Here is a 16,679-nt window from a genome sequence, read left to right as displayed (position 1 = left end):
ACCGAAGGGATCGCCCATGCTCTCCACCCAGTCCTCCGCCCTCGACAACGTCCTGACACCGGCCGAACCCGGCGACCTGGTCGTCATGATCGGGGCCAGTGGCTCGGGCAAGTCGACCCTGCTGCGCCACCTCCCGCCCACCCAGGTCATCAGCCTGGACAGCCTGCGCGCCGTCGTCGCGGACTCGGCCGGCCAGCAGGAGGCGACCGCCGACGCCGTCCTGCTGCAGAACCAGATCCTCGCCATGAGGCTGCGACGTGGCCTAACGACCTGGGTGGACAACACGTCGGCCGAGGCACACCACAGGGCGCAGCTGGTCGAGCTCGGCCACCAGCACGGCCGCCGTGTGGTGGCGACGTGGGTGGACACGCCACTGCCGGTGTGTCTGGCCAGGAACGCGCAGCGGCCGGCCGAGCGGCGGGTGCCGGAGGACATCATGCGCTGGCAGCACCGCATGGTCCGCTCCGCCCGCGAGCTGCTCGCCGGCGAAGGGTTCGACGAGATCCGACTGCACCGCTTCTCCGGGTCCTGACGCTGCCCACCAGCGCCCGCCCCGCCACCGGCACCCAGCCGGATCGGCGGGGCGCTCTGGTGCGCGGCGCGGCCACCCGGCCGAGCCCCGCACCGCAACCACGGAGCCACCCCAGATGATCTCCTCCCCCGACCTGGCCGCCCTGCGTGCCGCAGCGCAGCGCGAGATCGAGCGGCACGCCGACCGGCCGCTGCCCGGCACCTGGCGCCTGGTCTGCCTGGACGACCTGCCCGCCATCGCCCCGGCCTGCGACCAGGACCACCTCAGCCGCGCCCCGATCCATCCCGGCGTCGACGGCCTGTACGACTGCTGCCCCCAGCCGTGGATCCGCGTCGGCGTCCCCCAGGTCGCCGACCTCCTCCTGGCCCTCCTCAACCAGCCGGCCCCCACCCCGGCCGACGCCGCCGGGCCGGAGCCGGCGAGCGACGACCCCACCGGTGCCTGGATCTGACCTCCCCACACCCCGCGCACCACCCACCGGAAGGACACCCCCGATGACCGACACCGCCCGCACCCGCATGCTCGCCACCGCCCTGGACACCGCCGACAGCGCCGCCACCGTCGTCGCCGGAGCCGCCGCCGGCCTCGCCACCTACCGGGCCCTCGCCCACCGGCCGATGGAAACCCGCCTCACCCTCACCGCCGCCGCCGGCGCCCTCGCCCTGTGCCTCGCCGACCAGGCCACCACCCTGCTGCGCCGCCCCCTGCGCGGCCGCCTCGGCCTGCCCGCCTACGGCTGCACCGTCCCGGCGACCGCTTCCCCGGCGACGTCCCCCTCGTTGGCCCAGCTCACGACCGAGGCCGCCGCCGACGCCGCGCACCGCGCCGCCACCTGCGCCCACGCCCTCGACCACGGCTCCGGCAGTCTCACCCAGGCCGCCAACTGGGTCGGCGCGAGCGACGGCAGCGCCACCTGCGGGCTCACGCCGGACGCCCACTTGCTGTGCCTGCCCGCCCCCACCGACCGCTACGGCACGGGCGCCCGCACCTACTACCTGGTCGCCGACGGCGAGCGCCCGATCGAGGTCCACACCCTCGCCGAACTCGTCGCTCTCCTGGACCGCCTCGCCGAGGCCGGCACCCTCGACCCGGACACCGCCGACGCCGACGCCGACCAGGCCGAGCACTACCGCGACGAGGACCAGTACGGCGACCCGGACGACCACCGCGACCTGGACGACGAGGACGACCAGGACCCCGAAGCCCGCGAGGTCCTCTTCGTCGGCGGCTACTCGGAGGAGCCGCCCTTCTAACACCCGCTGCGCCCGACGAACCCGGCAGCGCCCCGGTCCGGTCCCACCAGCGGGGCCGGACCGCGCTGCTCCCCATTAACACTTCCACCGCCGACCCGGAGGACCGCATGCCCCGCACCGTCATCGCCCCCAGCCCCGACAGCCCCGCCAGCCAGGCCGTCGGCCTGGACCTGGACGGCACACTCACCCAGCCCGGACCCTGGCTCGGCGGCCGCATCGGCCTGCCACAGCCCGGAGCGATCGAAGCGCTGCGCCTGCTCGCCGCGCACAGGGCGGTGTTCGTCTACACGGCGCGGGGAAGCCGGTGGTTGCCTGAGGTGGCTGACTGGGTGACCTGGTACTCCGGCCTGGCGGCGTTCGTCGACCCGGATCCTGAGCGGGCGTACTACACCGTGGTGGGCGGTCCGATCCTCGTCACCAACACCAAGCTCGGCGCGGCCGCGTACGTCGACGACCGCGCTGTTCACCACGCCGGCGACTGGACCGCCACCCTCGCCACCGTCAGCCGAGCGATCGGCCTGGACCGTACGGATGTCTTCGCCTCTGCCTGATCTTTGACACGGTGAAGGGGCCGCCCCTCGGGCGGGCCCTTCTGTGTTTCCGGGCCCCATGGGCCGACCAAGATCATTCTTGCCCAATTGTACAAGAATGATCTTGGTCGGTTGGGTGCCGGTGCCAGAGGACCACTCATCAGGGGGCTACCCGGAGGGCCCTCCCTTCGGCGGCGGCGTCGGTGGTTATGGTCCCTGCATGACCGAAACGACACCGGCGCCCCTCCTCGGCGCCCCAGACCTGCCAGCCCCGCGAGCCGGCGAGGCGTACATCATCGCCATGTGCAACCAGAAGGGCGGCGTCGGCAAGACGACGACCACCATCAACCTGGCCGGCGCCCTCGCCGAGCACGGACGGCGCGTCCTGATCGTCGACTGCGACCCGCAGGGCAATGCCACCATGGCGTGCAAGGTGGCGTTGCTGGACGAGGACAAGGGCCCCACTCAGGCCACCGTGCTCCTGGAGATGGGCGACCCGCGACCCATCATCGCCGAGACCAAGGTGGCGAACATCCACGTCCTGCCCGCCAGCATGGACATGTGCTTCCTGCCGTCCCGGATGCGCGAATCAGGCGTCAGTGTCAGCCTGTATCGCCGGATGCTGTCCCACGTGCTCCACCTCTACGACGTCATCCTGCTCGACCTGCGCCCGGCCCTGGACACCGACACCGACGCGCAGACCGCCGCCGCCAACGGGGCGATCATCCTGGTGGACGTGGACGAGTGGGCCATGAAGGCCGTCAAAATGCAGCAGGCACAGCACATCGCCGTCATGCGCAGGGCCGAGCGCCCCGACCACGACCTCACGATTCTCGGCCTGGTCATCGGGCGCATCGTCAAGCCGATGGGCGACATCGACACCAAGATCTACCGGCAACTCCAGAATCACCCGCGGATCCGCTGCATCGGCGAGGTGCCCATCCGGTCGACCGACCTCAAGGAGTCCCGCGCCGTCGGCCTGCCGGTCATCCAGCACCGGCCCCGCACGGACACCGCCGGCTTCTTCCGCACCATCGCCGTCAACGCCGGACTGGTGAGGGCGGCATGAGCGGCGAATACGAGATCGACGGGTGGGACGACGACGACGCCACCGAGGCCGCCGTCAAGAGCCTGGAGAGCACCTCCCATCGCGCCACTGAGGAGCGCCGGTCCGCAGCCGACCAGGAAGTGGCCGAGCGCATCAAGAAGGCCGTCGACGCCGCCCGTCCCGGCCTCGACAAGGTCCCCGACCCGGTCGAGCCCTCCGGCGACGGCGACCTGACCCCGGAAGAAGAGGAGCGCCTGGCTGCCTGCGTCGCGGGCGTCGAGCTGCTGTCCACCGCCTACTGGGTGGCGGGCAAGTCCCTGGACACCATGGCGGTCGGCCGGCTGTTCCGCCGACTCCCGCACAAGCTGGACCCGACCCGCTGCTACGCCACGATCGAGGAGTGGGCGAACGTCGAGCACGGCATCAAGCAGTCACGGGCCAGCAAGCTGCGCGCCGGGTGGGAGCTCGGTGAGGTCCTCAATGCCAGCGGCCACAGGGCCCCCGAGGGGCAGGTCCGCGAGCTGGTGCCGCTCAAGAACCGGCACGGCCTCATGACCGCCGTGGGCGTCTACCAGCTGGTGGTCGACGCGGTCGGCGCCGACAAGGTCACCGCCGAACGCATCCGCGAGACCGTGAAGCTGTTGCCCGGCGATCTGGCCCTCAGCGACGAGGACGACCCGCAGATCATTGCCCAGACCCTGAACAGCGCGATCGAGTCGGCGGAGCCTTCGCAGCCGAAGCCGTCCGCAGCCCTGCCAGCCGAGCTCAAGCGGGACGTCGACCGCCGGGCCGTCGCCCTCGCCGACCGGCTCGACCGCGGGCGTATCGACCGCCAGGTGGTCCTCGCCCACCTGCTCGCGGCGTTCGCGGACGAGGGCGACAGCAGGGTGTTCGACGCGGTCTTCGACCGGATGAAGAAGACTGCCAGCTGAGCACAGCACGAAGAGAGCGCCCGGCCAATTGTGGTGGCCGGGCGCCCTCTTGCTTACGGACCGCACCCTACCCGAGCCCCCCGACGGCTGCGCTCACGCCCACCGCGCCTGCCCCGCCACTTCTACGGCGGGAGCGGCCGACTGGTCGAGATCATGCGCGGATGGGCGGCCGCACTCGGTCCGGGGCGAGGGCGAGTCATCAGCATGTGAGTACCGCGTCACGCACTACGTAGATGCCGTCGCTTGGTGACGGGCGCTGCTTGTTCGAGGGCGTGCTGGAGTTCGTCGCGGGTCATGGTGGAGCGGTGGGGGATGTCGAGGTCGGTGGCGCGCCGGTAGAGCTCGGTCTTGGTGAGCTCGGAGAGCTGCTGCTTGCCGGTGGCGCTGGCGCGCTTGGCCGGCTTCTTGTGCGGGGTGGCCTTAGCCGAGGTGGTCTTCTTGTCGCCGGTGGGCTTGGGCGTGCCGGCGGCGCGGGATGACGTGGCCCGGCGTCCGGCGGGCTTCTTCGTCTCCGGGGCGGGTTCGGTCTCGGGGCTCTGGCGGGCGGTGTCGAGGCTGCGGCGCAGGGCGTCCATGAGGTCGACGACGTTGGTGGCCTCGGGGGCCGGGCCGCTGGAGACGGCGCTCTCGCGGCCGGCGAGTTTGTCCTGGATGAGGGTCTTGACCTGGTCCTCGTAGGTGTCGTGCCACTCGTCGGGTTTCCAGTCGAGGGCGAGCATGCCGATGAGCTGTTCGGCGGTCTTGACCTCCTGGGTGGACAGGTCGGTCTTCTCGGGGAGATTGTCGATCTCGGTGCGGGGGTCGCGGACCTCGTCGGCGAAGTGCATGGTGTGCAGCTCCAGCAGGCCGCCATGGGAGCGGATGGCGGTGAGGTACTCCTTGCCGCGCATAGCGAACATCGCCAGGCCGGCCTTGCCCGCGTGGTCGAGCGCCTCGACGAGGAGGGCGTAGACCTTCTGGTACTCCCTGCCCTTGGGGCCGAGGTAGTAGGTCTTGTCGAAGAAGATCGGGTCCACCTGGTCGAGGTCGACGAAGCCGGCGATGTCGATGGTGCGCGAGCGGCCGGGGGAGAGCTGCTCCAACTCGTCGGGCTCGACGACCACGTACTCGCCGGCGGTGACCTCGTAGCCCTTGACGATCTCCTCGTACCCGACCTCCTGGCCGGTGCGCTCGTTGACCCGCTTGTTGCGCACCCGGTCGGAGGTGCCGCGTTGCAGCTGGTGGAAGCGCACGTCGTGGGACTGCGTCGCGGTGTACAGGGAGACGGGCACGGTGACCAGGCCGAAGGTCAGCACCCCGGTCCACACCGGTCGAGCCATGACTTCCTCCTCGCACGTGGCCGAGCATCGCGGTTCGCCGCCCGCTGATGGGCGCGGGTCCAGCCAGCGTCGCCGCCGCCTCGCCGGCGCGCACGCGGAGTGGGCCCGTCTGGCGCCACGGCAGCGCCAGCGGCGCAGCGCGGCGGTGCGCGCGGGAGCATGGAGGGGTGAGTGCTGCCAGCCCCCGCTACCGGGCCGAGGACGTCGTCGAGGAGATCGCCCGGCCGGGTCGGCGCCTGCTCGTGGTGGCCGTGGGCGAGGAGGCCTACCTGGTGCGACGGCTCGACGCGCCGGCACCCGGGCGGCCGGGCTTGGAGCCGCGGGAGAGCGCGTGGGCGCACGCCGGGTGCGAGGCCGCCACCCGTGCGGTCGGGCACCTCGACGAGCCGGCCTCCCGGCGGAGAGTGGACTGACTCGCTCACCCGACGCCAGGCCCGGCCGCGTCCCCGCTGGCGCGAGGCCGTCCGGGGCCCGTTCGGGCTTTCGCTGTCGTGCTGGTGACCGAGGTCGCTGCCGTTCGTCGAACGGGTGAGCGCCCCGACCAGGGCGTGCGGAGATGCCCTTCTTCACACGGCCCGGTACGTACACCCCCACGGCGCCGAGCCGGCAAGGGCATCGCCCGCCGGGGCGGCCGGCCGTACACACCGGCCGTCCCGATCCAAGCCGAGCACGCGGAAGGCCGTCACCCCGCGCGCAGGGTGACGGCCTTCCGCGCTGCTCAGAAGCCGGGTACTGGGAGCCGCCCGGGGCGATGAAGCAGGCGCCCAGGTTGTCGTTCGGGTTGAGGTAGACCAGCGCGGTGAACCACGCCGCGGCCGCCTTCAGGTCGTTGCGGCGCAGCAGGGCGGCGTAGCAGTAGAGGATGCCGGGGGGCAGGGCGTCGGTGAACGGCCAGGGCAGGGACTGCTGGAGGGCGCACACCCCGGCGCAGGCCCACTCCTGCGCGGCGTCCGGCTTGCCGGGCACTTCGTCCTGGCCGTCCTTGTCGTTGAGGCCGTCTTCGTCGTCGTCTTGGTGGAGGCCGGCGACTACGTGGGCGAGGGTGGCCTAGGCGTCCAGGTGCGGTCGTTAGAGCTCCTTCCCGGGCGTGGGCGGCTCTGCGGCGCCGAGCTGCCATCGCCCCTATGTCGAGGAGCGACACTCAGGTGTATTACCCTATGTCGAGACACGCCAGAGCCCTGACTGTCACATCCAACATGGCGTTGCGAGGCATTGCGACAGCTCGACACCCACATCACCACCGGAGGCGGTAGACATGAAGATCAAAGTGACGATGGCGACGGCGAAAGTCTTGCGCTTGTTCGTCGAAGAACCAACGGCCGAGCGGTACGGCTGGGAGATCATGCAGGCCACCGCGCTGGGGAGCGGCAGCCTGTACCCGATCCTGGCCCGCTTGGAGCGGGAAGGGGTCATCGCCGGCGCGCAGGAGGACATCGACCCGAAGGCCGAGGGACGGCCCGCGCGTCGCTTCTACACGATCACGGGCGAGGGGCTGCGGATCGCCCGCCAAGCCCTCGCCGAGCTTCACGAAATCACCCGGGTGCCCGGCACTACCTGGCAGCCCGGCCTGTCTCCACAGGGAGGATGAATGAGCAAGTTCCAGGGGGGCGTGGCCGATCGCCTGCTCGGCTCGGGGTACTCGGGCATGCCGCAGTTCGTAGACAGCGAGCACGCAGGGCAGCCAGGTGCGGGCCTGTTGGGCCTGCTCCACGAGCTCGCCGCGGTACCCGTGAGCGAATGGATCGTGGCCCTGGTCTGCGCAGTGATCGCGGCCATCGCCTACGAGTTGACCATCAAGGTCCTCAAGGGGACCAAACAGGTCACTCTGATGCTGCCGGTTTTGCTGCTGAGACTGACCCGGCTGACGACGAGCCGCCAGAAGTTCCGCCTGCTGTACGAGCGGCAGTGGTACCCGGACCTGCACAACCTCCTCACCGACACCCACCACACCGCGTTCGCCCGCTACCTCAAGGGCCTGCAGTTCTCGCTCGCCCTAGTGCTCGGCGGTGCGATCCGTGCGGCCCGGCAGACACAGACCCCGGCGCAACCGACACGCCGCCGGTTCGAGCGCCTTAGGTCGTGGACGGTGCTGACCAACATCACCACCGCCTCCGTCTCCCTGGTGCACACCGTGGCGAAGGAGACCGGCGTCGGTATCCCCTACATCGTGGGAGGACTCGGCGTAGCGGTCTCCTTCTGCGGGTTCGGCATCGGGGTGGTGATCTGGCTGCGAGACCGACGACGGCCGCAGCAGCGCAAGCAGCAACCGTAGAGCCTGGCCATCGAGGCCCGCTGGGTAGCACCGGGCGGGCCTCCGCGTGTTCCCGGCGGGAGCGTACCGCCTTCAATGTGGCCGAGCATCGCGGTTCGCCGCGCGCTGTTTGGCGCGGGTCCAGCCAGTGCCGCCGCCTCGTCGGCACGCACGCGGAGTGGGCCCGTCCGGCGCCACGGCAGCGCCGCGGCGCACTGCGCCGGTGCGCGCGGGAGCATGGAGGGGTGACCGCCGCCAGCCGCCGTTACCGGGCCGAGGACGTTGTCGAGGAGACCGGCCGGCCGGGTCGGCGGCTGCTGGTCGTGGCCGTGGGGGAGGAGGCGTACCTGGTGCGGCGTCTCGACCCGTCGGTTCCGGGGCGGCCGGATCTGGAGCCCAGGGAGAGCGCGTGGGCGCACGCGGGATGCGAGGCGGCCACCAGGCCGGTCGGGCTCCACGCCGACCGGCCCGGCCTGCGGGGAGCGGACTGAAGGGAAGGGCGCAACCGCGGGCCGCTCCCAAGAGCGGGGAGCGGCCTGGGGCGGCCTCACGACTGGGCGTAGCCGCCCCGGACCGCCCAGGCGGTCGGGCGGGTGAATACTCCGGTACTTCGGTGCGGGCGGCTTCCCGCCGGTCATAGGGTGGTCATGCCAACCGCACGGGGAGTTCGAGGGAGCCGCCCGATCGCCATGTCCGAGCACGAGTACGCCTTCACCGTCACCGCTCACGACAGCCTGGCCGGGCCGGTCCTGGAGTGCTGTGGAGAGTTGGACTTCGACGAGGCTCCGGTGCTGAACAGGGCCCTGCATCGAGCCCTCGCCGGGCGGCCGGTGCCGCCGATGCTGCTGGTCGACCTGGGCGCTGTGACGTTCATGGACTCCACCGGCCTCAACGCCCTGCTGGTCGCCCGCCGAGAGGCCGCCCGTCAGGGCACCGTGGTCCGTCTCGCCCGCCCCTCCCACGCTGTGGCTCGCGTGCTGGAGATGACCGGCGCCGACAGGGTCTTCCCCGTCGAGCAGGACGTGCCGCCGGCCTCTCTCGCTGACTGACCGTGCGAGAGCCGGGCCGGCAAGCGGGTCGGCCGGGTGCCGTTCGCTTCAGCGGCCCGCGGAGACCGTCGTCGGCGGACCGGCCCCATCAGTCCTGCCCACGGTGGACCAGTCCGGTGGGAGAGCTTCAGCGGACGTGGTTGAGGAACGCGCGGGAGCCGTCGTGGAAGTCGATGGTGGCTCCGTGTCCGACGGCGGGCGGGGTGGGCCGGGCGGAGTAGAGGTCCACGGAGGCGATCTCACCCGGATCCTGGGCGAGCAGCTGCGCGACGAGGGCCCGCTCGACGGTGGCGACGTCGTTCGTCAGCGCCGGAATCTCCATGGCCGGCGGCTTCTCGCCCAGGACCGGCGCCCGCTCGTCGCTCTCGGCGCCCCAGGTCTCGCCCGGGGCGCTCATGAGGGCGACCTGCCACTTCGATGTGCGGCCTTCGGCCTCGATGACGACGCCGAAGGGGTGGCGGGTGTGGCCGGCGTCGGCGAAGGCCTTCGCTGAGACCCCTGGCAGGGAGGCCGCGGCGTCGAGGAGCAGCTGCTGGACGCGGGCAGGGCGCATGGGGGTGTCCTTCGGTGGGGGTGGCGTCACGCTACCGGCCGCGACCGCCGGCGGGTGCCGGGCGGGCGTGTAGCTGACGTTTGATCACTCCGGCAGCTTATCGAACAATAGTTCTATGACGTCCGCTGTGCCGTTCTCCCGTCCCGTCCGCTCGCCTGAGCGGCCGGGTGACGCCGAGCGGGCGCCGCGTGAGCTGATGACGCTGCCGGGCTTCTACCGGGACGAGCGGCGCTGGCGCCTGGTGGAGATCCGTCTCGGCGGACGCTGGCGGCCGGGCCTGCTCACGGTGTGGCGCCGCCCGCCGGGCAGCGCGGTGTGGGTCGTCCACGTCACCTGGGGCCCGGAAGGCACCGGCCCCGGCGAGGAGGCCTGGGGCTGGTTCCTGTTCGACAAGGACCGGATCCGCCCGCTGCCCGAACCCACCGACCCGGCCCCCACCGCCGCCCCCTACCTCGGCACCTGGCGCGACGCGGTGCGCGTGCCGGCCGAGCTCGCCGGCCCCGCCGGCACCGACCCGTCCGAACGGTGCTGGCGCCTGGCCTGGCTCCGCGCCGACGACGCGTGGCGCTCCGTCCTGGTCACCGCCCGCCGCCGCCCCGCCCCCCAGATGCCCTGGATCGCCCACGCCCGCTGGGGCGAGGACAAACAAGCCGGCTGGGTCATCGCCGACGGCACCGCCCTGCGCCCCCTCACCCAGGACGTCCCCGTTGTCCAGGTCGACGTCGACGCCGACGCTGAGGACGTCCCCGGCGTCCAGGCCGACGCCGACGTTCTTCCCGAGCCCGCCGCAGCGGCGGTCCCGTCCGCGCCGGTCATGCCGGCCGCCCCCGGGGAGTCCGTGTGAGCCTGACCGCCGGCCCGCCTCCCGAACTGGCCGCGGACCGGCGTGAACGGCTCGCCGACCTCCTCGCCGCCACGTCCCCCGAGACCCGCGCCCGCCAGGCCCAGGCCACCGTGCTCCCCGTCCTGGAGCCACTGCGCCGCCTGCTGCCGCACGGCGGCCTGGCCAAGGGCACCGTCACCGAGGCCACCGACACGAGCCTGCTCCTGGCCCTCGCCGCCGGCCCCGCCACCACCGACCCCTACGCCTGGACCGCCGCCGTCGGCCTGCCCGACCTCGGCCTCGCCGCGGCCGCCGCCTACGGCCTCGACCTGAAACGCCTCCTGGTCGCCGACCACCCCGGCGACCACTACACCGAGGTCGTCACGGCGCTCGCCGCCGCCTGCCCCGTCGTCCTCGCCGCCGCCCCCACCGCCCTGGCGCCCCGCGCCCTGGAGCGCCTCGCCGCACACCTGCGCCGCACCGGCACCATCCTGCTCACCCCGGGCCCCTGGCCTGGCGCCCAGCTACGCCTGACGGTGTCGGAGAGCCGGTGGTCGGGGCTGGGGGAGGGGCACGGGCAGCTGACCGGCCGCCGGGCGCGGGTAGCGGTGTCTGGGCGAGGATCGGCGGCGCGGTCGCGGAGTGCGGAGCTGTGGCTGCCGGACGGGACGGGCGCGGTCGCCGTGGTGGAGGAGAGCGCCTTCGGCGTCGCGCGGCCTGAGGGCACCGCGGCCGCCGCGTTCGGGTAGCTCGTCGGGCGTCGTTCCGGTGCGCCGGATGTTCGAGGTGAATCCGCCGTCCTTCCAGGACTTGAACCCGGGCCGCCGGTCACGCGGGCGCAGCCGTCGGGTTCTGGGGTGAGATGCCCGATTCTGAGCGAAGGGCGCCGTCCAAACATCGGAACGTGACCCTCCGCAAGTCTTTACCTTCGGACCGTGAACGATCCCGGTGTTCGACCGATTAGATGCAGTCCATAAGCACGCTCTGAACATCCGCCCCCACGGAACGTCACAACGTGCCCCGCACCGCACGAGTGAGGACCCCTCAACCCATGTACATCCCCATCCCCCTCCATCCCCGGGCCGCCCGCCGGCACAGCCGCCCCAACCCCGGGCCCGTGCCCGTCTCCCGCGGCGCCAGCTGCTCCCCCCGCCCGCGCGGCAGCGTCCCGGACCCGGCAGGGGAGGAGTGATGAGCGAGACCCCCTTCACCGACGCGGCCGGCACCGCCCCCAGGACCGAGCTGCCCATAACGTTCCTCGGCTTCCAGGAACTCCACGCCCAGGCCTACTTCGACTACGCGCTCACCGTCCTGCGCGACCAGGCCCTCGTCCAACTCGTGGTCGACGAGACCTTCCTCGCCCTCAGCGACCACTGGGACCGCGTCCTCGAACACCCCAACCCGGCCGCCCACGCCTGGGCCGCGCTGCGCCGCGCGGTCGAGGCCGAGCGGGCCCGGGACGCCGAGCACCGCATCCTGATCGAGCGTGTCGCGTTCTCCATCGCCCTGCACCGGGACCACGACTCGCTGCTCGACGGCTTCCGGGACCACGCGATCGAGGTGGAGTCCAGCGTCGCGGACCTGGAGGCCGGCATCACGCTGGGGGCGGCGATCTCGGAGCTGTCGGGCGCGAAGTTCGACGTGGTGGTGCTGCGCTACCTGAACAAGCTCACCATCGCGCAGACGGCGCGGGCGATGGGCGTCGATGAGGGCACGGTGCGCTCGCTTACCTCGCAGGCCAAGGCCAAGCTCCGTGCCCGCCTCGCGCCCCGCCGTCTTCTCCGCCCCGAGCCCGCCCAGCACGACGACCAGGAGTGATCCCGGTGACCCATGACCTCGACCGCCTCCTCAAGGCCGCCGGACCCAGGCCCGGCGACCGCCCTCGCTACGACCTCGAAGCCGGCCGCCGCTACATCACCGAGAAGCAGGCCGCCCGCCGGGCGGCCTCGGCCGCCGCGTGCTGCCGCGCCCGGGTGCCCGGGCCCGCCGCGCCGCCCGGCGCGAGCACTGCGAAGGCCCCGATGTTCGACGACGCCGGCCGGGACCTGCGGGCCCTGGCCAAGCTGGTCATCAACGAGCCCGACGCCTACGAGTGGCTGGACGCGCTGGTGGACCGGTGGGAGCCGCGCGGCGGCCTGGTGTTCGGCTGCCTCCTCGACCTCACGGGCCAGCCCTACGACGCCCAGTGGTGGTGGCAGTTCTCCGCGGGCGCGGGGGACCTCACGGCTGCCTACTGCCTGTACCTGCACCACGTCCGCATGGGCGAACTGCGTGACGCCGAGCACTGGTTCCACCAGGCCGCCCGCCTCGACGACGGCACCCGCGTCCCGCTCGCGCCCGCGCTCCCGGACCTGCCCGGCTACCCGCACCTGGGACGCCGCCTGGCGCCGCCGCTGCCCGACACCGCCGGCCTCCGGAGCCCGGACAACGCGCTGCGCGAGGCCATCGACGGCCTTCCCGAGCGCCAGGACGACATGTGCGGGCCGTTCAGCCTGCCCACCGGCGACATCGCCCACCAGCTCCAGGAACTGGCCGCCGCGAACTGACCCGACATCGGCACCGGCCAGGCTCAGCGCGGCGCCGGACCGCCGGCAGGAGCCGCGCCGCCCCAGCCACTACAGGAAGAGGTACCAGGATGGCGACCCACTGCCCGGAGAACGGGAAGCGGAAGTCCGGCTCGACGGGGGAGCCCGGTTCGACCGGCGCGGGCGGCACCTTGGCGACGAAGTGGGCGGTCGTCGGCGCCGTGATCAACTTCGTCCGATTGGTATTGGAGGCCTTCCGTGCCTGACAGTCGAGCGAGAGCAGCACCGGCAGGCTGATCCCCCCGCAGGGCCGGTCGGACCGCGTGGAAGGCCTCACCGCAGGGCTCTCGGCCCGCAGAGGGTGAGGCCTTCCACGCGAACACGCGGGGGTCGGCGCCCGCCGCCGAAACCGGCCGGCCACGAGTCTCTCCACGATCGTGGGCCGGCCTCGTCCGAGCGAGGCGGGGACAGGAGGGCGGATGCGAAACAGCGGGCCGCGCACTCGGGAAGCGATGCTTCGAGTGCCTGATAGGGGGCGCCTGACGAGTGTGTTCGCCGGACAGGATCCCTAGGCTCTGGGAGGCTGGTGGGGCAGGTCTGTCGGTGATCGGGTGGGGGATGCGGTGCAGGGGTGGGAGTGGGGGAGGGTCGCGCTCTTCGGGGGTCTCGGTGGACTCGCCGTTCAAGGCCTCGCCGTGTTCAACCAGCTGATCGCCTGGCAGCAGCAGCGACGCGATGCCCGGTGGAACCCTGGTCCGGAAGGGCCGGAGCCCGATCCGTTCGGGAAGCACTTCGACGTTTGGGTGGACCTGCTGGTTGCCGTCGCGCGGGCCGGACTCGGAGCTGTGGCCGCCCTTGCGGTCGCGGGGACTGGGGAGGTGAGCGGGGTCTTCCCCACGCTCGTCGTCGGTGCCTCGGCGCCGGCGATCCTGTCTCAGATGGCCCAGGTCCGTCACCTGCCGGGGCAGTCGGGACTGCTGGCAGCGCCGTCGTTGGCGCCGGCGGATGACCAAGTCCCCACCAGGACCGGAAGTGCCGCGTCGTGACCGGCGCGCCGCTGGGTACCCGCTTCTGGCGCGCTCTGGTCGCGCCGCCTCCCGTTCGTACGGTCGCCGGGCCGCTGCCCGGCGAACTCGCGGCGCTCGGCTACACCGTGCGCGAGCGCTTCCTCGCCGGCCTGCTCGGAGGACAACTGCCCCCGCGGCCGCGGCACGCTCAGGAGAGCGCGCCGCTTCGGGCATCGATCGCCTGGCACGGCATCACCCGGTTCCTCGACGAACTGGCTGACACGGACTTCTCCTTCGAGGACCTGGTCGAGGCCGACCTGGCCGGAGCCCTGATGCAGAGGGCGACCCTCACCCGTGCCGACCTCACCCGCGCCCGCCTGCACGGCGCCGACCTCACCGAAGCGACTCTGCGCGATGCCGTCCTCGCCGGCGCTGATCTGACCATGACGAACCTGGCCAGGGCCGATCTGACCGGAGCGACGCTCACCAACGCCGACCTCAGCGACGCGATCCTCAGCGACGCGACGCTGAGTGGCTGCTCGCTGGTGTCCGCCACGCTCACCCGCGCTGATCTGGCCGACTCGCGCCTCATCAGCGCGGACCTGTCGCAGAGTGGCCTCAGTGAGGCGAACCTTCACCGCGCGAACCTGCACGAGGCCCAACTGCAGGACGCCGACCTCAGCGGGGCCAACCTCCTGGGGGCCTCGCTCGGCCGGGCCCGCCTGGGGGGAGCCCGCTGGTCCACGCGAACTACCTGGCCGGCCGCGGTGCTGCACACCGTTCGGGAACGGTCGGAACAGATCGCCCCCGGGATCTTTCAGATCCGGACCGGGCCGGCCTTCTTCCTTGCGTCCGGCTGAGCTGCAGCCTTCAGGAAACCCCATTCCCCGGGAGCCGGGACAACCCCACTCGCTCACGGTTAGGGGCACCGGTATCGCTTCGCCAGCCGGCCCCGCCCACGTTCACGATGCGCGGGGCCCAAAGTCAGCCGGCTCGGACAGCGTGGGGGGACTGGTCACTCCCGGCCTGTCGGTGGCGGCTGGGAGGCTGGCCGGTATGGACGACGAGGCGCTGATGCGGGGCCGGGTGTACGGGGCTGACCACGACGCGGATACCGGCCCGCAGCCGGGCCGCGAGTACCGGGAGCTGGTCGCCGGCCCGCTCGACGGGCTGCTCCTGGACGTCACCGGCTGGGACGTTGAGCAACTCGCCGAGGGCGCCGCGCTGTCCACCGAGATCGGCTCGTACGGTGTGGGCGGGCGCGCTCACTACGAGCCCCGTCCGGCGGATCAGCGCTACTGGGATTGGGCCGGCGACACCCCCTGACCGCCCGGCCCGGCCTGCCGGCCCCGGTGCCACCACAGTGGTGGCACCGGGGCCGGGGCACGCCAGGGCCGGGGGCGCGTCGCCCTGCCGTGCCCGGGGGCGGGCAGCACCGGTTAGTCGGGGGTCAGCGGAAGTACTCGAGCAAGGCCTGTGCAGCCTTCAGCACGGTGGCCGCGCCGAGCTCCCCGGTGACGCGGACCAGGATCCGGCCGGGCAACCGGTCCTGCGACCACCAGGCCGTGCGCCCGGTCGGCTCCGCCGCGTGGCGCCGCTCGACACCGTCCCACCCCGCCGCGCTCTGCTCCTCGGTGTGCGGCCTCGTCTCGTTCATGTCCGTCTCCTTCTGCGTCGTGTGCGGTGAACACGGGCCGCGGGCAGGTGGGCCGGGGCGCAATGGGGCGCCGCGGGCCCGCTTCTGGCGGTCCGTGGTGCCGGACGGTAGGCACGACAGAAGGCGAGTCAAGAGGTGTTGAGTGCCGATTTCACCGAGACCCCGGGGCCTACTGGGGGTGGTGAACCGGCGAACGGTACACCGCTCAGACGGCCGGTCAACCCCGAGGCCGAGACGGAGGTTCGACAGGTCTGGGCGTGCGGCCGGCCGCGGGCCCCGGGGTGCGGGCCGTACCCGCCGACCCGCTGGGCGATGGCGCGGTGACGCGGATACGGCGGTCAGCGTGCGAGTGTGACAGTGATGGGCACGTCGTCGCAGTCGGCCGCGATGCGGTGCAGGGTGTTGAGCTCGGCGGGGTCGACGTTCAGGCCCCAGCGGGTCTTCACAGCGACCCAGTCGGTGGCGTACGTGCAGCGGTACTCGATCGCGGGCGGCAGCCAGTCCGTCACGTCCTTGTCGCTCTTCTGACGGTTGGAGCGAGCGGTGACCGCGATGAGCGTACGGGGGTCGGCCATGTCGTTGGCGTACAGCTCGCGCTCCTTGGCCGTCCACCGGGACCCGCCGCTGTCCCAGTTCTCCGCGAGCGGTACCAGGTGGTCCACGTCCAGGCCGGAGGCGTCGGTGACGGTGACGTCGTCGTACGGGGAGAACCACACCCCGCCGCTCAGGGAGCAGCCGGGGCCGACTTCGGGCGCGTCGATCGCCTCGTTGATGATGACGTCCTTGCGGGCGTTGCAGCCGTTCTTGTCAGCGTCCGTCCAGTGGCGGTAGGCGGTGCGCACGTAGCCGGTGCGGTCCTCGTCCGCGACGCTCAGCGCGTCGATCGCTGCGTAGAAGGTGGTACTGACGACATCGCCGGCCGCCCGGCCGGTGCCCGAGCGGGCCGCCGCCTCCGGAGCCCCGAACGCCCCCAGGAGTAGCGCCGTCGCTGCCGCGATCACGCCTGCTCGTCCCGCTGTTCCGCGTCGCTGGATGCCCATGCCGGGTCGCCTTCCGCTTGAAGATCACCTGTCGTTGATCTTCGTAGCGGGTAGCTCCCGGCCGGCGCGGCACACCCGGCCGCGGTTCACTCCTGGGAGGGAAATCGTCCTACCGGAGCACCACTCCCCCGGCCACCGACGCGTTCGGCGCCGTTCTGCC

22 protein-coding genes are annotated in these 16,679 nt (G+C 72.4%); 18 read left to right on the top strand and 4 right to left on the bottom strand.

What is annotated here, in order from left to right; translation table 11 throughout:
- Window positions 1-16: 16 nt before the first annotated feature.
- The 6 genes from ACIF6L_RS34205 (at window position 17) to ACIF6L_RS34180 (ending at window position 4,295) form a co-directional block, all read left to right on the top strand.
- The gene (locus tag ACIF6L_RS34205) at window positions 17-532 is read left to right on the top strand and encodes an AAA family ATPase (protein WP_396491498.1); all 516 of its coding nucleotides are present in this window, start codon (window positions 17-19) and stop codon (window positions 530-532) included.
- 115 nt (window positions 533-647) lie between these two features.
- The gene (locus ACIF6L_RS34200; protein WP_396491499.1) at window positions 648-983 is read left to right on the top strand and encodes a hypothetical protein; all 336 of its coding nucleotides are present in this window, start codon (window positions 648-650) and stop codon (window positions 981-983) included.
- A 43-nt stretch (window positions 984-1,026) separates the two neighbouring features.
- Window positions 1,027-1,785, top strand: coding sequence for a hypothetical protein (locus tag ACIF6L_RS34195; protein WP_396491500.1), 759 nt, complete (start codon window positions 1,027-1,029; stop codon window positions 1,783-1,785).
- 107 nt (window positions 1,786-1,892) lie between these two features.
- Window positions 1,893-2,336, top strand: a complete 444-nt coding sequence (locus ACIF6L_RS34190; protein WP_396491501.1) for a hypothetical protein — start codon at window positions 1,893-1,895, stop codon at window positions 2,334-2,336.
- A gap of 199 nt (window positions 2,337-2,535) precedes the next feature.
- Window positions 2,536-3,384: a ParA family protein gene (locus ACIF6L_RS34185; RefSeq protein ID WP_396491502.1), complete on the top strand. Its 849-nt coding sequence runs from the start codon at window positions 2,536-2,538 to the stop codon at window positions 3,382-3,384.
- The gene (locus tag ACIF6L_RS34180) at window positions 3,381-4,295 is read left to right on the top strand and encodes a hypothetical protein (protein WP_396491503.1); all 915 of its coding nucleotides are present in this window, start codon (window positions 3,381-3,383) and stop codon (window positions 4,293-4,295) included. The genes ACIF6L_RS34185 and ACIF6L_RS34180 overlap by 4 nt, the downstream gene beginning before the upstream one ends.
- A gap of 218 nt (window positions 4,296-4,513) precedes the next feature.
- On the opposite strand, the gene ACIF6L_RS34175 is transcribed toward ACIF6L_RS34180, so the two are convergent.
- Window positions 4,514-5,614: a Ku protein gene (locus tag ACIF6L_RS34175; protein WP_396491504.1), complete on the bottom strand. Its 1,101-nt coding sequence runs from the start codon at window positions 5,612-5,614 to the stop codon at window positions 4,514-4,516.
- Window positions 5,615-5,781: 167 nt separating this feature from the next.
- Here ACIF6L_RS34175 and ACIF6L_RS34170 point away from each other — a divergent pair, with 167 nt between their 5' ends.
- The 5 genes from ACIF6L_RS34170 to ACIF6L_RS34150 all read left to right on the top strand — a co-directional run bounded on the left by ACIF6L_RS34170 (window position 5,782) and on the right by ACIF6L_RS34150 (window position 8,914).
- Window positions 5,782-6,027: a hypothetical protein gene (locus ACIF6L_RS34170; protein ID WP_396491505.1), complete on the top strand. Its 246-nt coding sequence runs from the start codon at window positions 5,782-5,784 to the stop codon at window positions 6,025-6,027.
- Window positions 6,028-6,869: 842 nt separating this feature from the next.
- Window positions 6,870-7,202, top strand: coding sequence for a PadR family transcriptional regulator (locus ACIF6L_RS34165; protein WP_396491506.1), 333 nt, complete (start codon window positions 6,870-6,872; stop codon window positions 7,200-7,202).
- Window positions 7,203-7,886: a hypothetical protein gene (locus tag ACIF6L_RS34160; RefSeq protein ID WP_396491507.1), complete on the top strand. Its 684-nt coding sequence runs from the start codon at window positions 7,203-7,205 to the stop codon at window positions 7,884-7,886.
- Between the two features lie 224 nt (window positions 7,887-8,110).
- Window positions 8,111-8,356, top strand: a complete 246-nt coding sequence (locus ACIF6L_RS34155) for a hypothetical protein (RefSeq protein WP_396491508.1) — start codon at window positions 8,111-8,113, stop codon at window positions 8,354-8,356.
- A gap of 198 nt (window positions 8,357-8,554) precedes the next feature.
- The gene (locus ACIF6L_RS34150; protein WP_396491509.1) at window positions 8,555-8,914 is read left to right on the top strand and encodes an STAS domain-containing protein; all 360 of its coding nucleotides are present in this window, start codon (window positions 8,555-8,557) and stop codon (window positions 8,912-8,914) included.
- A 127-nt stretch (window positions 8,915-9,041) separates the two neighbouring features.
- On the opposite strand, the gene ACIF6L_RS34145 is transcribed toward ACIF6L_RS34150, so the two are convergent.
- Window positions 9,042-9,467 carry a hypothetical protein gene (locus ACIF6L_RS34145; RefSeq protein ID WP_396491510.1) on the bottom strand — a complete coding sequence of 142 codons (426 nt, stop codon included), beginning with the start codon at window positions 9,465-9,467 and terminating at the stop codon, window positions 9,042-9,044.
- Window positions 9,468-9,582: 115 nt separating this feature from the next.
- Here ACIF6L_RS34145 and ACIF6L_RS34140 point away from each other — a divergent pair, with 115 nt between their 5' ends.
- From ACIF6L_RS34140 to ACIF6L_RS34110, 7 genes are all read left to right on the top strand, one after another.
- A complete protein-coding gene (locus ACIF6L_RS34140) occupies window positions 9,583-10,311 on the top strand; it encodes a hypothetical protein (protein WP_396491511.1) in 729 nt (242 codons plus the stop codon).
- The gene (locus ACIF6L_RS34135; RefSeq protein WP_396491512.1) at window positions 10,308-11,039 is read left to right on the top strand and encodes a hypothetical protein; all 732 of its coding nucleotides are present in this window, start codon (window positions 10,308-10,310) and stop codon (window positions 11,037-11,039) included. The genes ACIF6L_RS34140 and ACIF6L_RS34135 overlap by 4 nt, the downstream gene beginning before the upstream one ends.
- A gap of 442 nt (window positions 11,040-11,481) precedes the next feature.
- Window positions 11,482-12,108, top strand: coding sequence for an RNA polymerase sigma factor (locus tag ACIF6L_RS34130; RefSeq protein ID WP_396491513.1), 627 nt, complete (start codon window positions 11,482-11,484; stop codon window positions 12,106-12,108).
- Between the two features lie 5 nt (window positions 12,109-12,113).
- Window positions 12,114-12,836, top strand: a complete 723-nt coding sequence (locus ACIF6L_RS34125) for a hypothetical protein (protein ID WP_396491514.1) — start codon at window positions 12,114-12,116, stop codon at window positions 12,834-12,836.
- Window positions 12,837-13,510: 674 nt separating this feature from the next.
- Window positions 13,511-13,861 carry a hypothetical protein gene (locus ACIF6L_RS34120; RefSeq protein ID WP_396491515.1) on the top strand — a complete coding sequence of 117 codons (351 nt, stop codon included), beginning with the start codon at window positions 13,511-13,513 and terminating at the stop codon, window positions 13,859-13,861.
- Window positions 13,858-14,682 (top strand): pentapeptide repeat-containing protein, encoded by an 825-nt coding sequence (locus ACIF6L_RS34115; RefSeq protein ID WP_396491516.1) that lies wholly within the window; start codon window positions 13,858-13,860, stop codon window positions 14,680-14,682. The genes ACIF6L_RS34120 and ACIF6L_RS34115 overlap by 4 nt, the downstream gene beginning before the upstream one ends.
- A 196-nt stretch (window positions 14,683-14,878) precedes the next feature.
- Window positions 14,879-15,148, top strand: coding sequence for a hypothetical protein (locus tag ACIF6L_RS34110; RefSeq protein ID WP_396491517.1), 270 nt, complete (start codon window positions 14,879-14,881; stop codon window positions 15,146-15,148).
- Between the two features lie 124 nt (window positions 15,149-15,272).
- Here the strand turns inward: ACIF6L_RS34110 and ACIF6L_RS34105 are convergent, their stop codons facing one another.
- Together ACIF6L_RS34105 and ACIF6L_RS34100 are read right to left on the bottom strand one after the other, a co-directional pair.
- The gene (locus ACIF6L_RS34105; RefSeq protein ID WP_396491518.1) at window positions 15,273-15,479 is read right to left on the bottom strand and encodes a hypothetical protein; all 207 of its coding nucleotides are present in this window, start codon (window positions 15,477-15,479) and stop codon (window positions 15,273-15,275) included.
- Window positions 15,480-15,817: 338 nt separating this feature from the next.
- On the bottom strand, window positions 15,818-16,480 hold the full coding sequence (locus ACIF6L_RS34100; protein WP_396491519.1) for an HNH endonuclease family protein: 663 nt from the start codon (window positions 16,478-16,480) through the stop codon (window positions 15,818-15,820).
- Between the last annotated feature and the right edge of the window lie 199 nt (window positions 16,481-16,679).

Source organism: Kitasatospora sp. NPDC086009 (genome assembly GCF_044540385.1).
Taxonomy (GTDB): domain Bacteria; phylum Actinomycetota; class Actinomycetes; order Streptomycetales; family Streptomycetaceae; genus Kitasatospora.
Note: the sequence above shows the minus strand (reverse complement) of the source record. Positions and strands in the feature narration are given on the sequence as shown.

What these genes read in the sequence shown, in the direction of transcription:
- ACIF6L_RS34110 (WP_396491517.1), top strand. Translation starts at nt 14,879, where the DNA reads ATGGACGACGAGGCGCTGATGCGGGGCCGGGTGTACGGGGCTGACCAC.
- ACIF6L_RS34105 (WP_396491518.1), bottom strand. Translation starts at nt 15,479, where the DNA reads ATGAACGAGACGAGGCCGCACACCGAGGAGCAGAGCGCGGCGGGGTGG.
- ACIF6L_RS34180 (WP_396491503.1), top strand. Translation starts at nt 3,381, where the DNA reads ATGAGCGGCGAATACGAGATCGACGGGTGGGACGACGACGACGCCACC.
- ACIF6L_RS34190 (WP_396491501.1), top strand. Translation starts at nt 1,893, where the DNA reads ATGCCCCGCACCGTCATCGCCCCCAGCCCCGACAGCCCCGCCAGCCAG.
- ACIF6L_RS34150 (WP_396491509.1), top strand. Translation starts at nt 8,555, where the DNA reads ATGTCCGAGCACGAGTACGCCTTCACCGTCACCGCTCACGACAGCCTG.
- ACIF6L_RS34145 (WP_396491510.1), bottom strand. Translation starts at nt 9,467, where the DNA reads ATGCGCCCTGCCCGCGTCCAGCAGCTGCTCCTCGACGCCGCGGCCTCC.
- ACIF6L_RS34200 (WP_396491499.1), top strand. Translation starts at nt 648, where the DNA reads ATGATCTCCTCCCCCGACCTGGCCGCCCTGCGTGCCGCAGCGCAGCGC.
- ACIF6L_RS34205 (WP_396491498.1), top strand. Translation starts at nt 17, where the DNA reads ATGCTCTCCACCCAGTCCTCCGCCCTCGACAACGTCCTGACACCGGCC.
- ACIF6L_RS34195 (WP_396491500.1), top strand. Translation starts at nt 1,027, where the DNA reads ATGACCGACACCGCCCGCACCCGCATGCTCGCCACCGCCCTGGACACC.
- ACIF6L_RS34130 (WP_396491513.1), top strand. Translation starts at nt 11,482, where the DNA reads ATGAGCGAGACCCCCTTCACCGACGCGGCCGGCACCGCCCCCAGGACC.
- ACIF6L_RS34140 (WP_396491511.1), top strand. Translation starts at nt 9,583, where the DNA reads ATGACGTCCGCTGTGCCGTTCTCCCGTCCCGTCCGCTCGCCTGAGCGG.
- ACIF6L_RS34185 (WP_396491502.1), top strand. Translation starts at nt 2,536, where the DNA reads ATGACCGAAACGACACCGGCGCCCCTCCTCGGCGCCCCAGACCTGCCA.
- ACIF6L_RS34165 (WP_396491506.1), top strand. Translation starts at nt 6,870, where the DNA reads ATGAAGATCAAAGTGACGATGGCGACGGCGAAAGTCTTGCGCTTGTTC.
- ACIF6L_RS34160 (WP_396491507.1), top strand. Translation starts at nt 7,203, where the DNA reads ATGAGCAAGTTCCAGGGGGGCGTGGCCGATCGCCTGCTCGGCTCGGGG.
- ACIF6L_RS34175 (WP_396491504.1), bottom strand. Translation starts at nt 5,614, where the DNA reads ATGGCTCGACCGGTGTGGACCGGGGTGCTGACCTTCGGCCTGGTCACC.